The 15,024-nt window shown below is 59.3% G+C and carries 12 protein-coding genes; 9 read left to right on the forward strand and 3 right to left on the reverse strand.

The window, feature by feature from the left end; genetic code table 11:
• Positions 1-236 precede the first annotated feature (236 nt).
• Together NA637_RS21490 and lpxH are read left to right on the forward strand one after the other, a co-directional pair.
• Positions 237-731: a peptidylprolyl isomerase gene (locus tag NA637_RS21490; RefSeq protein ID WP_256074586.1), complete on the forward strand. Its 495-nt coding sequence runs from the start codon at positions 237-239 to the stop codon at positions 729-731.
• A 6-nt stretch (positions 732-737) separates the two neighbouring features.
• Positions 738-1,460 (forward strand): UDP-2,3-diacylglucosamine diphosphatase, encoded by a 723-nt coding sequence (lpxH, locus tag NA637_RS21495; RefSeq protein WP_256074588.1) that lies wholly within the window; start codon positions 738-740, stop codon positions 1,458-1,460.
• A 4-nt stretch (positions 1,461-1,464) separates the two neighbouring features.
• On the opposite strand, the gene NA637_RS21500 is transcribed toward lpxH, so the two are convergent.
• Positions 1,465-2,070, reverse strand: a complete 606-nt coding sequence (locus tag NA637_RS21500) for a tRNA-(ms[2]io[6]A)-hydroxylase (RefSeq protein WP_256074589.1) — start codon at positions 2,068-2,070, stop codon at positions 1,465-1,467.
• 173 nt (positions 2,071-2,243) lie between these two features.
• Here NA637_RS21500 and NA637_RS21505 point away from each other — a divergent pair, with 173 nt between their 5' ends.
• Together NA637_RS21505 and NA637_RS21510 are read left to right on the forward strand one after the other, a co-directional pair.
• Positions 2,244-3,107 carry a universal stress protein gene (locus NA637_RS21505; RefSeq protein ID WP_256074590.1) on the forward strand — a complete coding sequence of 288 codons (864 nt, stop codon included), beginning with the start codon at positions 2,244-2,246 and terminating at the stop codon, positions 3,105-3,107.
• A gap of 321 nt (positions 3,108-3,428) precedes the next feature.
• A complete protein-coding gene (locus NA637_RS21510; protein WP_256074591.1) occupies positions 3,429-3,923 on the forward strand; it encodes a copper chaperone PCu(A)C in 495 nt (164 codons plus the stop codon).
• Positions 3,924-4,093: 170 nt separating this feature from the next.
• Here the strand turns inward: NA637_RS21510 and gorA are convergent, their stop codons facing one another.
• Entirely contained in the window at positions 4,094-5,452 is a 1,359-nt protein-coding gene (gene gorA / locus NA637_RS21515) for a glutathione-disulfide reductase (RefSeq protein ID WP_256074592.1), read from the reverse strand.
• Positions 5,453-5,524: 72 nt separating this feature from the next.
• Between gorA and NA637_RS21520 the strand changes: the two genes are divergently transcribed.
• Positions 5,525-5,947 (forward strand): VOC family protein, encoded by a 423-nt coding sequence (locus NA637_RS21520; RefSeq protein ID WP_256074594.1) that lies wholly within the window; start codon positions 5,525-5,527, stop codon positions 5,945-5,947.
• A 45-nt stretch (positions 5,948-5,992) separates the two neighbouring features.
• On the opposite strand, the gene galU is transcribed toward NA637_RS21520, so the two are convergent.
• Positions 5,993-6,832 (reverse strand): UTP--glucose-1-phosphate uridylyltransferase GalU, encoded by an 840-nt coding sequence (gene galU / locus NA637_RS21525; RefSeq protein WP_256074595.1) that lies wholly within the window; start codon positions 6,830-6,832, stop codon positions 5,993-5,995.
• Between the two features lie 636 nt (positions 6,833-7,468).
• Between galU and NA637_RS21530 the strand changes: the two genes are divergently transcribed.
• From NA637_RS21530 to NA637_RS21545, 4 genes are all read left to right on the forward strand, one after another.
• Positions 7,469-9,091: a methyl-accepting chemotaxis protein gene (locus tag NA637_RS21530; protein ID WP_256074596.1), complete on the forward strand. Its 1,623-nt coding sequence runs from the start codon at positions 7,469-7,471 to the stop codon at positions 9,089-9,091.
• 222 nt (positions 9,092-9,313) lie between these two features.
• On the forward strand, positions 9,314-10,702 hold the full coding sequence (gene hemN, locus NA637_RS21535) for an oxygen-independent coproporphyrinogen III oxidase (RefSeq protein WP_256074597.1): 1,389 nt from the start codon (positions 9,314-9,316) through the stop codon (positions 10,700-10,702).
• Positions 10,703-10,883: 181 nt separating this feature from the next.
• A complete protein-coding gene (locus NA637_RS21540; RefSeq protein ID WP_256074599.1) occupies positions 10,884-12,527 on the forward strand; it encodes a VRR-NUC domain-containing protein in 1,644 nt (547 codons plus the stop codon).
• The gene (locus NA637_RS21545; RefSeq protein WP_256074598.1) at positions 12,524-14,782 is read left to right on the forward strand and encodes an ATP-dependent DNA helicase; all 2,259 of its coding nucleotides are present in this window, start codon (positions 12,524-12,526) and stop codon (positions 14,780-14,782) included. Before NA637_RS21540 ends, NA637_RS21545 begins: the two co-directional genes overlap by 4 nt.
• The last annotated feature ends 242 nt before the right edge of the window (positions 14,783-15,024 follow it).

The following is a 15,024-nucleotide window of genomic DNA, read 5'->3' on the forward strand; positions in this document are numbered from 1 at the left end:
TGTTTTAAGCATTAACCCCTTGATAGCAAAGGATTTGGAGCCATGGTGCAGTGAACCAGACCAAGTACAACACGTGCACACGTGTCGCACCAAAGCGCTTATCATAGCGGACCCGTCAACCCCCTGACAGAGCAAAGCGCCCTGCCGCGCTATGCGCCGTAGCCGCGAGTCTTCGGGGCCGTCACGCCGGTCGCGTTGCCGCGACACATATTCCCCCTTATTCAGGAAGGCACTCAATGATCAAGCTGCATACCAATCACGGCGTCATAACCGTCAAACTGTTCGAAGACAAGGCACCCGAGACCACCGCCAACTTCAAGGAATACGTAAAGAGCGGTCACTACGACGGCACCATTTTCCACCGCGTGATCAGCAATTTCATGATCCAGGGCGGCGGCTTCGAGACCGGCATGAAACAGAAAGCTACCCGCGGCCAAATCAAGAACGAAGCTAACAACGGCCTTTCCAACAAGACCGGCACCCTGGCCATGGCACGCACCATGGAACCGCACTCGGCCTCTGCGCAGTTCTTCATCAACGTCAAAGACAATGATTTCCTCGACCACACGGCGCCGACCGTCCAAGGCTGGGGCTACGCCGTATTTGGCGAAGTGGTCGAAGGCTTGGACGTGGTTGAAAAGATCAAAGGCGTGCCCACCACGATGAAGTCGGGCCATCAGGACGTACCGGTGGAAGACGTTGTGATCGAGAAAGCCGAAATCGTCGAGTAAATCGCATTGATCCTGTTGATCTCCGATCTGCATCTCGAAGAAAAACGCCCGGACATTACCCGGGCGTTTCTTCGTTTCCTCGAGACTCGCGCAATCGAAGCCGAGGCACTCTATATCCTCGGCGACTTTTTCGAAATCTGGGTCGGCGATGACGGCATGACGCCCTTTCAGCATGAGATAGCCCGAGCGCTGAAAGTGCTGAGTCAGCATGGGACGCGCATCTATCTGATGCACGGCAACCGCGACTTCATGATCGGAAAAGCGTTCTGCCGCGAGGCCGGATGCACGTTGCTGGCCGACCCGCATATCGCACAGTTCGCTGGCGAACGCGTGTTGTTGATGCATGGCGACAGCCTATGCACGCGTGACGAAGGCTACATGCGGCTACGCCGTTGGCTGCGCAATCCGGCAAGTCTCTTCATCCTGCATAATCTCTCGCTCGCCAGGCGTCAGAAGCTGGCGCAAAAGCTGCGTTCCAGCAGTAAGGAAGAGACGCGAATGAAGGCCAGCGATATCGTCGACGTAACACCCGACGAAGTGGCGAGAATCATGCAGCGCTACAACGTCCGAACCCTAATTCACGGCCACACCCACCGGCCAGCAACCCATTCGTTGCAGATCGATGGTCAAGCGGCCATCCGGATCGTCCTGGGTGACTGGGATCGCCAGGGTTGGGCGCTGCAGGTCGATGATTCAGGTTTTCACCAGGCTCCGTTCGACCTCAACTGATCAGTCAGGCGGCGCTCGGTACGCCGCTGTGAAAGCGAAACTCACCGTCTGGGCTTTCGATCAGCTCACGCTCACGTTCACGCACGCGGACGACGGTTGCCTCGATGTCCGCCGCCTCTCCATAAAGGTAAGCCAGCTTCAGGTAATCCTGAAAATGCCTCGCTTCGGACTTCAAAAGCCCGTGATAGAACCGCCCAAGTTCTTCGTCCAGGCGCGGCACCAGCATCGCAAAACGCTCACATGAGCGAGCCTCGATAAATGCCCCAATCACCAACGTATCGGTGAGTCGGTAGGGTTCGTGGTGGCGTACCAATTCGCGCAAACCGGCCGCATAACGGGATGAGCCGATATTGCGCAGACTGATTTCACGCTTGCGGATGATCGAGAGCACCTGCTCGAAATGTCGCAACTCCTCCCTGGCCAGGCGCGACATCTTGTTCTGCAGATCAGGTTTATCGACATAGCGAAACATCAACTGAAAGGCCGCGCCCGCAGCCTTCTTCTCGCAGTTGCCATGATCGATCAGCATCACGTCCTGGTTCTGCAGCGCAACCTCGACCCACGCCGAAGGTGTCGCACAGCCAAGAAATTCATTCAGTTCGGGGAGCATGAGGTCTTGGTATTCATGAGGAAATGAAAACGGCGAACAGCACGAAGTCGCTGGACCGCCGAGCATTATACGAGCCCAGCAAGTAACGGCCAGCACTGCTTGATACAGGTCAGTGGCTGCCCTGATGCCCTTGTCTATAGTGAAACCATCTGATCACCCAAACGGAGCCGATCATGCAAGCCATACGCTGTATCCTCGTGGTTATTGACCCAAAACTTTCCGAAAATCTGGCACTAAAAAGGGCGCGATTGATTTCCAGCGTCAGCCAGTCCCGGCTGCACTTGCTGATCTGCGAAGCCAAACAGGATCACAGCAGCTACCTTGAGCGCTTGCGCCAAAAACTCGAAGATCAGGGCCACGTCGTTACGGCTCGGCAGGCCTGGCATGAAAACCAGCACCAGACCATCATCAGCGTTCAGCAAGCCGAAGGCTGCGGCCTGGTGATCAAACAGCACATTGCCGACAACCCGCTGAAACGCGCCCTGCTGACGCCCGATGACTGGAAGCTATTGCGTTATTGCCCCTGCCCGGTGCTGATGGTCAAAACCGAAGCGCCCTGGACGGGCGGCAACATTCTGGCCGCGGTAGACGTGGGCAACGCTGACATCGAACACCGCACGCTTCATTCCAGCATCATCAATTATGGCTACCAGATTGCCTCGCTTGCCGAGGGCACACTGCATGTGATCAGCGCTCACCCTTCAGCCATGCTGTCCTCCGCCGATCCCGCGTTCCAGCTCAAGGAAACGATCGAAGCGCGTTACCGCAACGCCTGCCGGCAGTTTCAGACCGAGTTCGACATCCCTGACGGCCAGCTGCATATCGAGGAAGGGCCCGCAGACGCCTTGATCCCTCGCGTCTGCCACCAGCTTCAGGCTGCCGTAACGGTCATCGGCACTGTCGCCCGCACCGGATTTTCAGGGGCCTTGATGGGCAATACCGCGGAGGTCGTGCTCGATACACTGGAAAGCGATGTGCTGGTACTGAAGCCAGAGGACATCATCGATCACCTTGAGAAGCTCGTAGCGCAGCGCTAGGGCCATCAGTCAGCCGAGGCTGGTATCACCCGTATTCGGCCGGGCGTGACTGTGCGCTATGGATCGTGGCTTGTTCCGGCTCTACGGGAGCACCGGCGGTGTGAATTGAAGCGGATTCAGCGTTCAACCTGGTCATGTGCCCTCCTCAATGTGGCTCTGCTTAAAAGGCAGTTATACCCATCCCAACGGTAACCCATGATCGTTGAGGACGGGCAGGTCAAAACATCATGTCTAGCCTCTGCAGCGCTGTCAGGACGCAGATCAACGTCAGCGGACGCAGCATGCTAATGTGCTGCACTCCCAAACCGCTCGGAGAACTCCATGTTGCTTCGCCTGGTAACCCTCGTTGCACTCGGCACGGCATGCCTGTCGGCAACCGCAGCCGATCAGAACAACGCTGATCATCAGATGACGGGTGCACCACTTGAGGCCACCCAAGTGTGGTCGCGCGCCATGCCGCCCACCGCTCCCACCGGTGCAGTCTATTTCACGCTGCAAAACCCGGGCGATTCAACGGATCGGCTGTTGGGTGTGCACACGCCGCGCGCGAAGAAGGCTGAACTGCATACCCACGTGCATGAAGGCGAGATGATGCGCATGAAACAGATCGATTCTATCGAGGTGCCTGCCGGTGGCCAGGTCGAGTTCAAGCCAGGCAGCAACCACGTCATGCTTTTCGAGCTGAGCGCCCCACTCGTGGCGGGTGAACGCTTCCCGCTGACCCTCGAGTTCGAGCATGCGGGCGAAGTGACCATCGATGTGTCCATCCAGGACCAGGCCCCAGAGCCAAGCGGACACGAGCACATGCAGCACTGATCGACCATTACGAGATCGTGCTTGGCACAACGGCGACCAGACGGAGTCCGGCTCGCAACAGGGGCCTGTGTTACCGGCCCCTCTCCTTCTTCTTCCTACCTGTTCCGCTGCGTTCGCGGTTAGCTGCCACTGGATCGGCAAGCGCGTTGCCACCAGCTCCGATTGTTTGGTCAGATCCCGGTCGGCGTGCGCATGGTGACGAACTCTTCGGCGGCGGTTGGGTGAATGCCGACCGTATCATCGAAGATTCGCTTGGTTGCGCCGGCCTTCAGCGCAACGGCCAAGCCCTGGATGATTTCCCCCGCCTCCGGGCCGGCCATATGGCAGCCCAGGACCTTGTCCGTGTCCGCGTCGACCACCAGTTTCATCAGGCTTCGCTCGAGGCTATCGGTCATGGTCTGCTTCATCGGTCGGAACCGGCTTTCGAACAGCACCACCTTGTGGCCCTGTTCGCGCGCTTGTTCTTCGGTCAAACCGACCGTCGCCATGTTTGGCAGGCTGAACACAGCCGTGGCGATGTTGTGGTAATCGACCGGCCGATACTCCTCGGGCTTGAACAGCTGTCGGGCCACGGCCATACCCTCGGCCAGCGCGACGGGCGTCAGCTGGATCCTGCCGATCACGTCCCCGATTGCCAGAATCGAGGGCGTGGATGTGCGGAACTGCTCGTCGATGGCAACGAAGCCGCGCTTGTCCAGTGCCACATCGACGTTCTCCAACCCCAGGCCGTCGAGCATCGGTCGGCGACCGGTGGCGTAGAAAATGCAATCGGCTTCCAGCGTACGGCCATCATCAAGCGTGGCGAGCAGCGTTCCGTCTGCCTGTTTGTCGATGCGGGCGATGTCGGCGTTGAACTGGAGATCAAGGCCCTTTTTGATCAGCTCGTCCTTGAGGTGGTCGCGCAAAGCGCCATCGAAACCGCGCAGAAACAATTCGCCTCGATAGAGCAGCTTGGTATCGGCGCCGCAGCCGTGAAAGATCGAGGCGAACTCGACTGCAATATAGCCGCCGCCGACCACCAGAACGCGACGTGGCAACGCGTCCAGGTAGAAGGCCTCGTTGGAGGTGATGGCATGCTCGCGACCGGGAATCTCTGGCACGAACGGCCAGCCGCCAGTGGCAATCAGAATGTGCTCGGCGCTGTAGCGCTTGCCGTCAACCGCCACGGTATGAGCGTCGACCAGGCGCGCATGGGCCTGTAACAGCGTGACGCCGCTGTCAGTCAGCAGGTTCTTGTAGATCCCGTTGAGGCGCTGGATCTCGCGATCCTTGTTGGCTATGAGCGAGGCCCAATCGAACCTGGCGCCGTCGATGGTCCAGCCGTAGCCTTCGGCTTCGTGGATGTCTTCGGCATAGTGGGCGCCATAGACCAGTAATTTCTTCGGCACACAGCCGACGTTTACGCAGGTGCCGCCCAGGTAACGGCTTTCGGCTACCGCCACGCGGGCACCATAGCCAGCCGCAAAACGGGCGGCACGGACGCCACCGGAACCCGCGCCGATGACGAATAGATCGAAGTCGTAAGCCATGAACTGTTGTCTCCCTTGTAGATCGCACAGCATAACCCAGGCCGTTGGCCGGATTCATTGGAGGAGCATCGCATGCGCCCTACCCTCACTCATCTCGCGTTGCACGTGCCCGACCTGGACGCCTGCATCGCCTTCTACGAGCAATTCTGCGGGATGCAGGTGTTTCACCAGCGCGCTGGAAAAGGATCTCGCATCGTCTGGATGGCCGAGCCAGGAAAGGAGCGCGAGTTCATTTTCGTGATCATGCCGGGTGGGCAGGATCGTGCACTGGCCGACAACGACTACAGCCATTTCGGCTTTGCCCTGGCGGGCCGCGCGGAGGTCGATGCAATTGCAGACAGGGCTCGTCAGGTTGGCTGCCTGATCTGGGAGCCCAGGGACGAGCCCTACCCGGTTGGCTACTACTGTGGCGTTCGTGACCCGGCCGGTCACTACGTCGAGTTCAGCTACGGTCAACCGCTCGGCCCAGGCGCCGAAGAAATGCCCGCGCCCTGAATCGCAAAAGCCACCCGAAGGTGGCTTTATGCACAGCACCGGTGCTTAGAACGCCTTACCGGTCAGGTAGAAGTTCTCGTAGCAGAAGTTGGTCGCTGCGATATAGCCCTCGGCGCTACCGCAGTCGAAACGCTGGCCCTTGAACTTGTACGCCAGGACGCAACCGTCCTGGGCCTGGCGCATCAGCGCGTCGGTGATCTGGATTTCGCCGCCTTTGCCTGGCTCGGTCTGCTCGATCAGGTCAAAGATATCCGGCGTGAGGATGTAACGGCCGATGATGGCGAGACTGGACGGTGCATCTTCGGGCTTGGGCTTCTCGACCATGTGGCTGACACGGAAAATGTCATCACGGATCATCTCGCCGGCAATCACGCCATATTTGCTGGTCTCTTCCGGTGGTACTTCCTGGATTGCGACGATCGAGCAGCGGAACTGGTTGTACAGCTTGACCATCTGCGCCAGGACTGGATCATCATTCAGGTTGATGCACAGGTCGTCCGCAAGAACGACAGCAAAGGGTTCGTCACCAATCAACGGACGACCGCTGAGAATCGCATGGCCCAGGCCTTTCATCTCGACCTGACGGGTATACGAGAAGCTGCATTCATCGATCAGCTTGCGGATACCGACCAGGTACTTCTCCTTGTCGGTGTTGCGGATCTGATGTTCGAGCTCGTAGCTGATGTCGAAGTGGTCTTCCAGTGAGCGCTTACCGCGTCCGGTAACAATCGCAATCTGGCTCAGCCCAGCAGCCAGTGCCTCCTCAACCCCGTATTGAATCAAGGGCTTGTTCACTACCGGCAACATCTCCTTGGGCATCGCCTTGGTTGCAGGAAGGAAGCGCGTGCCATATCCGGCCGCAGGAAAAAGGCATTTCTTGATCATGTGAGTCCTTGAAAAGATGAGTCCGGTTGATGCACTGCGCCTGGATCGGTCAGCCGCCATACCCTGCATGTTCGACCAACGGCGACTGACTAGAGGCTACGACCGCCGAAACGGTTCGGGGTTCGACTGCGGCTGGGCTAATTCGACCATGGCATTAGCCTGACGGGTGGTTGTTGACAGGGCTTCGACATAGCGTGACCTGACTAGCAGAAATTGCCAAGCGGCTTAACGAAAAAGAGTGCCGTGGCAGTCGGCAACACCTCGAGAACGGAGCAGCTCGCGAATGCCTTCCGCTGCTTAATGATCATATGGAGACCAACGGAGAGATAAGTATTGCAGTTCACGCGAAGGCCTCTCCAGTTTTATTGATTCACATCAACAGAGTTAGAGATTGATTTGCTTTCATCGCGAGTCATGGCTCTGCGCCGTTGAACAGCGACTAGGATGTCGCCGGCCACGTTGATGGCACGGCGCCTTCACTCGGCCGGCATTGAAAAACCTTGTAAAGCGAAGGGATGTTCGGCCGATAGGTTAAGGCAGATAAAGCGGCCAGGTCCTGAGCCAGATGGCCTGCAGTGGCCCGTCGCGTCCCCCGGCGAAGGTTTCGTTTTCGTGTAGCAGTACCTAAGGAACAGGATGAACAGCACCTCTCCAGCTCGGCAAATGTCCGTTCAATCAAAAATCAACCTGGCTTTGTTGGTGGTGTTCGCCCTGGTCCTGGCAGCATCTCTCTTCTATTCGGCGGGTTCAGAGAAACAGCTGATACTCCATGTCGTGGAGCAACAGACCAAGGACACGGCTGACTCCTATTTCGACAGTATCAACACCATGATGCTGACCGGCACCATGGGCCAGCGTGAGGTGCTGCGTAACAAGATTCTAGCCCGGCCGGGAGTCATCGACGCACGTATCGTCCGCGGCGAGCCGGTAACCAAGGTGTTCGGAGCCGGGTTCGAGCATCAGGCGCCCAAGGACGAGCTGGACAGGCGTGCGCTTGCCGGCGACGCCACCATCGAAGTGAGCGATGGCGTGAATGGGCGTGTGCTGACAGTGATCAATCCGATCCATGCGCAACAGGATTACCGTGGCACCAATTGCCTGGCCTGCCATCAGGTCCCGCAAAACACGGTGATGGGGGCGGTCCGCATCAGCTATGACCTGTCCGCACTGGACGGCGAGGTGCATCGCAACATTCTGACTTCAGCCGTGATCCAGGCGCTGCTGCTGCTGGCGGGTCTGATCCTCATGGGCTACATCATCCGTCGGGTGATCATCAGCCGCATCAATGAGATGCGGCACACCATGGAGGCGATGACTGCCGACGAAGACCTCAGCCGTACAGTCGCTGTTCACGCCCAGGATGAAGTCGGCGCCATGGGCACCGCCTTTAACCGCATGATCTTCAAATTCCGTACCAGCCTGGAGGCAGTGGCCGCTGTAACCCACCAGTTGGGAGAGGTGTCGAATCGAGTCTCCAGTGTCGCCGAGAAGACCCAGACTGCAGTGATGGAACAGCGCAGCGAAACCGATATGGTGGCCTCGGCCATGAATGAAATGAGTGCAACCGTACAGGAGGTGGCGCGGCATGCTAACGAGACCGCGTCTGCATCGAGCGGTGCCGATGAGGAATCGCGAGTTGGCGTCACGCTGGCAACCGAGGCGCTGGATGGCATCGAGGTGCTGATTCAGGACATCGAAAAAGCGGCGCAGGTGATCAAGCAGGTCGAAACGGACAGTGTCAGTATCGGCATGGTACTGAACGTCATCAACGGCATCGCCGAGCAGACCAATCTTCTCGCGCTGAATGCTGCCATCGAGGCCGCCCGCGCCGGGGAACAGGGCCGTGGTTTCGCTGTGGTCGCTGATGAGGTGCGCACCCTCGCCTCGCGCACGCAGAAGTCCACCGAAGAAATCCAGCGCACCATCGAGCAACTGCAAAACGGTGTGCGTAACGCCGTACAGGCCATGGAAGGGGCGCAGGTGCGCGCTCACTCGGGTTCGGACTGTGTGGCCAAGACCGCACAGAGCCTCACCGTGATCGCAGGTGAAGTGAACACCATCAACGGCATGAACACCCAAATCGCCACGGCGGCCGAAGAGCAGAGCGCGGTTGCCGAAGAGATCAACCGCAACATCACCACGATCAGCACCATTGCTGACACCACCCTGGCTGATGCGTCTCAAACCTCGCAGATCAGTGAGGAACTGGTTCAACTGGCGGCCGAACTGAATCGTCTGGTTGGCCAGTTCCGGTTGTAATCAAGGGTGACCGGCAGCCGAGCGCGCGCTGCCCGGCTGCTTGGCCTGATATTTCATGTATTGACCGCTTGGCGCCCGCGCTTTCAGCCTGACCGGTTCTTGATCTGGGACAGGCCCAGCCGGGCTGGGGAAACGCGATAATTCGCGCCAGGATGTCGCAGGCTGCGCACGGCACTGCCCAACCCAGCCACTCACAATCAGGCAATCAAGGTGAAACCCCACATGGACCAAACGCCGAGCTTTAACCGCGCCCTGGTCGAGAAATATGACCGTCCCGGTCCTCGCTACACGTCCTACCCCACGGCTCCCCAATTCCATCAGGCCTTTGCCATGGACGACTACCGCCGTGCCGCGCAGGCGACCAACGTGGCGGCGGAGCCCAAGCCGCTGTCGGTGTACATCCATATCCCGTTTTGCAAAAGCCTTTGCTACTACTGCGCCTGTAACAAAATCATTACCCACAAAACTGATCGCGCCGTCGAATACCTGGACTACCTCAAGCGTGAGATCAAGATGCAGGCGTCGCTGTTCAACCGCTCGCGCAGGTTGACTCAGTTGCATCTCGGCGGCGGTACACCGACCTACCTCACCAGCGAACAGCTGGCTGATCTGATGGCGACGCTGCACGACGCCTTCAACATGGACGACAGCGACAATCACGAATTTTCCCTGGAGGTCGACCCGCGCACCGTTACCCCGGCTCAGATTCATCAACTGCGCGAGCTGGGCTTCAATCGCTTGAGCTTCGGCGTGCAGGACTTCGACGAACAGGTGCAGATCGCAGTCAACCGCATCCAGACCGAGGAACAGACCCGAGAATTGGTTCAGGCCGCACGGGACGCCCGTTTCAAGTCGATCAGCGTTGACCTGATCTACGGTCTGCCTCTGCAGACCGTGGAAAGCTTCGGCGTCACATTGGACAAGATCATCGACATCCGCCCGGATCGCATCGCGGCCTATAGCTATGCGCATCTGCCAGATCTCGTCCGGGCGCAGAAGCTGATTCGCCCGGAGGATATGCCGCCGCCCGAGCGAAAGCTGGAGCTGCTGGAACTGACCATTCAAAGACTGACCGCTGCGGGCTACGTCTATATAGGCATGGACCATTTCTCCCTGCCAGACGACGAATTGGCCCTCGCCCGCGCCAACGGCACGTTGCAGCGAAACTTCCAGGGCTACTCGACCCATGCCGATTGCGACCTGATCGGCCTCGGCATTTCGTCCATCGGCAAGGTCGGCAACAGTTACAGCCAGAACGTGAAGGAGCTGTCGCAGTATTACGCACGGCTGAACGAAGGCATGTTACCGGTGCAGCGTGGCTACCAGCTCAGTGAGGACGACCGCTTGCGCCGTGACGTGATCGTTTCGTTGATGTGCCATGGACGCATCGATTACGCCGAAATCGAACAGCGCTACGGTATCGACTTCAAGGCGTATTTCGCCGATTCACTGGCCAAGCTGGACGAGCATGTCGCCGATGGGCTGGCGCAAATCAGCGACGACGCCCTTGTGTTGCTGCCCCAGGGTCAATTGATGTTGCGCAACGTCGCCATGGCCTTCGATGCCTACCTGGGCGGTGAACAGCGCGGCCGTTTTTCCCGCACCGTTTGATCCTCATTGTGCTCAACCCAGCCGGCCGGCGGTTGGGTTGAGCGCCGCTACGCCAAGGCGTACCCCCGAGCCTGCGGTCCGCCACCGCTGATCGTCCAGGCATTGCCAAAACCAGCAGCAACTGTATAAATACCCAGCTTTGTGGGCCGCTGTGCCCATGCTCGACCGAACCGGACGTTCGATGCGCCAGGCGCTGGAAAACCCCTTCTATTACCTCGACAACTTTCGCCAAGTGCTCGCCTGGGTTGGTGAGCGCCACGGTGATCTGCTGCACGATCACGAACGCGCGTTTTTCGACCGTTTCCACCAGGTTCCTCAAGCGTCGCAGGCCTTGCTGGTGCGCATGGTGATGCGCAAGGGCACACTGTTTCGTGCCAGCAAGCTGCGCTACACAGAGATTGGCTGCCCGATGCAGGCGTCCGTTGCACTCATCGAGCACGGCTGGGTCGAGACTAATCCAATGCTGGATGTGGCTCAGCTATTCGGTTTGTTGAAAAAAGACGAACTGCTTCGTGTATGCGGCAAGGCTGCGGCCCATGGCCAGCGCAAGGCTGATTTGCTCCAGGCCATGCTGGCCGAACATTCCCAGCCAAAACCTTTCGCCAGCTGGTGCGAGGGTTTTGACGATGCAGCATTTGCACTGACGATTGGCGACCTGTGCGACCGCTTGCGGCTGATGTTCTTCGGCAACAGCCATCAAGACTGGACCGAATTCGTACTCGCCGACCTGGGTATTTTTCGTTACGAGCGAGTCGCCTTTTCCCCCGCTTCACGGGCCTTCCATAAGCGTGCTGATGTGGACGCCTACCTGCATCTGCATCGCTGCCGTGAACGCTTCGAGGCGGGTGACGCCGTTGAAGCCGTCCTGCAGGACATCCCATCGACAGCGTACGGCAATGACTGGCTGGAACATCGCCGGGGCAAGTTGCTGCTGAGCATCGCCAGGCAGTGCGAGCGCAACGGTGACTTGCCCTTGGCGCTGCGCCTGCATGCAGCCAACCGCTACCCGGGCGCTCGCGAACGTGCGGTCCGCGTACTCGAGCGTTGCGGCCAACCAGAGGCCGCCATGCGACTCGCGCTGACCGCGCAAGCTGCACCTGAAAGCGAACACGAAGCCCAGCAGCTGCAACGCATCCTGCCGCGCCTGCAGCGAACCCTGGGTAAACCTGTCACGCGTCGTGTGAGCCTCACACAACCAGAGCGCATAGATCTGACCCTGCCTCGGCCCGAGGGGATGAGCGTCGAGCAGGCCGTGCGTGAACACCTCAGCCGAAGCGACGCGCCGGTTTACTACGTTGAGAACGCGTTGATCAATTCGCTGCTTGGCCTGCTCTGTTGGGATGTCATCTTTGCGCCGGTGCCCGGTGCGTTCTTTCACCCGTTTCACGCTGGCCCGGCCGATCTTGCGCGACCTGACTTCCATGCTCGCCGTGCAGAATTGTTCGACGAGTGTCTGAGCAGGCTCGGCACTGGCGAGTACCGTGCCTGCATCCGCCGCACGTTCCGGGACAAGTTCGGGCTGCTGTCGCACTTCGTCAGCTGGGGCCTGTTCGACGAGGCGTTGCTGGAGCTGGCACTGGCGTGCATCCCTGCCGAGCATCTGCATGCTTTTTTTCAGCGCATCCTGCAAGACGTACCCAACCATCGTAGCGGTCTGCCAGACCTCGTTCAGCTCTGGCCCGGCGAGCAGCGTTATCGATTGATCGAAGTTAAAGGCCCAGGCGACCGGTTGCAGGACAATCAGAAACGCTGGATCGACTTTGCGTTGCGTCATCAGGTGCCGATCGCGGTCTGCTACGTACAGTGGTCGGAGGCCGCACCTTGAGTTATCGGGTCGCAGTCCGTGCGTTGTGCGAATTCACCGCAAAACAAGGCGATCTGGATCTTCGTTTCACGCCCTCGCCTACCGCGCTGGAAGGCATCGCCGGACACGCCACGGTCACGGCGCGGCGCGGCGATGGATACGAGCGAGAAGTCACGCTCGAAGCCAACTATCGCAGCCTCACCGTCCGCGGCCGTGCGGACGGTTATGACCCGACGAAGAACCGACTGGAGGAGATCAAGACCTACTGCGGTGACCTCGCCCGCCAGCCGGCCAACCACCGTTACCTACACTGGGCGCAAGCCAAGGTCTACGGCTGGCTGCTCTGCGAGGCGCGCAGATTGGAATCGCTGGAGATCGCGCTGGTGTATTTCGATGTGGTCAGCCAGAAGGAAACCCTGCTGGTCGAAACCTGCAGCGCCGAACACCTTCGGGCTTTTTTCGAAACCCAATGTCAATGCTTCATCGCCTGGGCTGATCAGGAACTGGTCCACCGAGCCGAGCGTGACCAGGCGCTGCGTAGCCTGGCGTTCCCCTACGGTGAATTTCGCAGCGGCCAGCGGCAACTGGCCGAAGCGGTATACAAGGCCGCTTGCACCGGCACCCACCTGATGGCTCAGGCACCGACTGGTATTGGCAAGACCTTGGCTACCCTGTTTCCACAATTGAAGGCCATGCCCGGCCAGCAGCTCGACAAGCTGTATTTCCTCACCGCTAAAACCTCGGGGCGGCAGCTGGCGTTGAATGCACTCGACAGCCTGGCGGGCCGGCAAACGCCTCTGCGAGTGTTGGAACTGATCGCGCGGGACAAAGCGTGCGAGCACCCGGACAAGGCTTGTCACGGTGAATCCTGCCCGCTCGCTCGCGGCTTCTACGACCGGCTCCCGGCCGCACGCGACGAGGCCATTACTCGCCCGTTTCTCGATCAGGCAACACTGCGCGAGGTGGCCTTGGCGCACCAGGTGTGTCCCTACTACCTGAGCCAGGAACTGGCCCGCTGGGCCGATGTGGTGGTGGGTGACTACAACTACTACTTCGATCTGAGCGCTCTGCTCCACAGCCTGGCGTTGCTCAACCAGTGGCGCATCGGGGTGCTGGTGGACGAGGCGCACAATCTGCTCGAACGCGGCCGATCGATGTACAGCGCCGAACTTAATCTGCTAACTTTCAAGGGTTTACGAAAAACTCTTCCGATCGTGTTGAAGAAGCCGATCGAACGCGTGCTTCGCTGCTGGGGCGATGTGCACTGCCTGCAGGCAGACGCCTATCAGGTTCTGCCAGGGCTGCCGCAGGTGTTCATCAACGCGCTTCAGCAAGCCGTAAGTGCGATCACCGATTACCTCGGCGAGAACCCGGCAGGGGTGGACTCGGCGTTGCAGTCGGCCTATTTCGACGCTATGCAATTCTGCAAACTGGCAGAGCTGTTCGGCGACCATTCACTGATCGACTGCACGCTGCTGCCAGCGCACGGCCGCAGCAATGCCAAAGCATCTGTCCTTTGCTTGCGCAACGTGATACCCGCCCCCTTCCTGGCCCCCCGCATCCGTGAGACCCGCTCCTGCGTACTGTTTTCCGCGACCCTGACACCGCAGCGCTTTTACGCCGACACCCTCGGCGTGCCGGCCAATCGGGTATGGGTCGACGTCGAATCCCCGTTTCGCGCGGAGCAGTTGCAGATACGCCTTGCACAGCACATCTCCACTCGCTACCAGCATCGCAGCGCCTCGCTTCAAGCTGTCGTCGACCTGCTTGCCCAGCAGTATCAAACGCGCCCTGGCAATTACCTGGCGTTCTTCAGCAGCTTTGACTACTTACAACAGGTCACTAGCCTCCTCCGTGCCCAACACCCTGAGCTGCCCTACTGGGAGCAGACGCGCAGCATGGATGAAGGGGCGCGCAACGCCTTTCTTGCGCGTTTCACGGATGAGAGCTGCGGTATTGGTTTCGCCGTGCTGGGCGGTGCTTTTTCCGAGGGCATCGACCTGCCGGGTAAGCGACTGATTGGTGCCTTTGTTGCCACGCTGGGCCTACCGCAGGTCAATGCCGTCAATGAGCAGATGAAGGCGCGGATGGATCATCTGTTCGGCACGGGCTACGACTACACCTACCTCTATCCCGGATTGCAGAAGGTAGTGCAGGCCGCCGGCCGCGTCATTCGTACAACCGACGACGTCGGCGTCGTTCACCTGATCGACGACCGCTTCGGCCGACGAGAGGTCAGACGACTATTGCCTAGTTGGTGGGGATCTCCGAGCTAGCCTCATCGATTTCCAAAGTCATCACGTCTCCTTGCGCTTCAACGGCTGGGCTATTCGATCCATGCTTTGCCGGGACCTGCCAAGCCAACCTCTTTGAAACGGCGCTAGACGAAAGTCGGGCGCTAGCAAAACTTGCGACTGGCCTGCATGGTTTCGCCGGGGCAACAGGGCCTGTCGGATCTACGTCGTAGTGTTCCGTGCAAGTATCGGGCTTTGGCGAATAGCCGTCATACCCCGCTGCA

This window comes from Stutzerimonas stutzeri, assembly GCF_024448935.1.
Lineage (GTDB): Bacteria > Pseudomonadota > Gammaproteobacteria > Pseudomonadales > Pseudomonadaceae > Stutzerimonas > Stutzerimonas stutzeri_AO.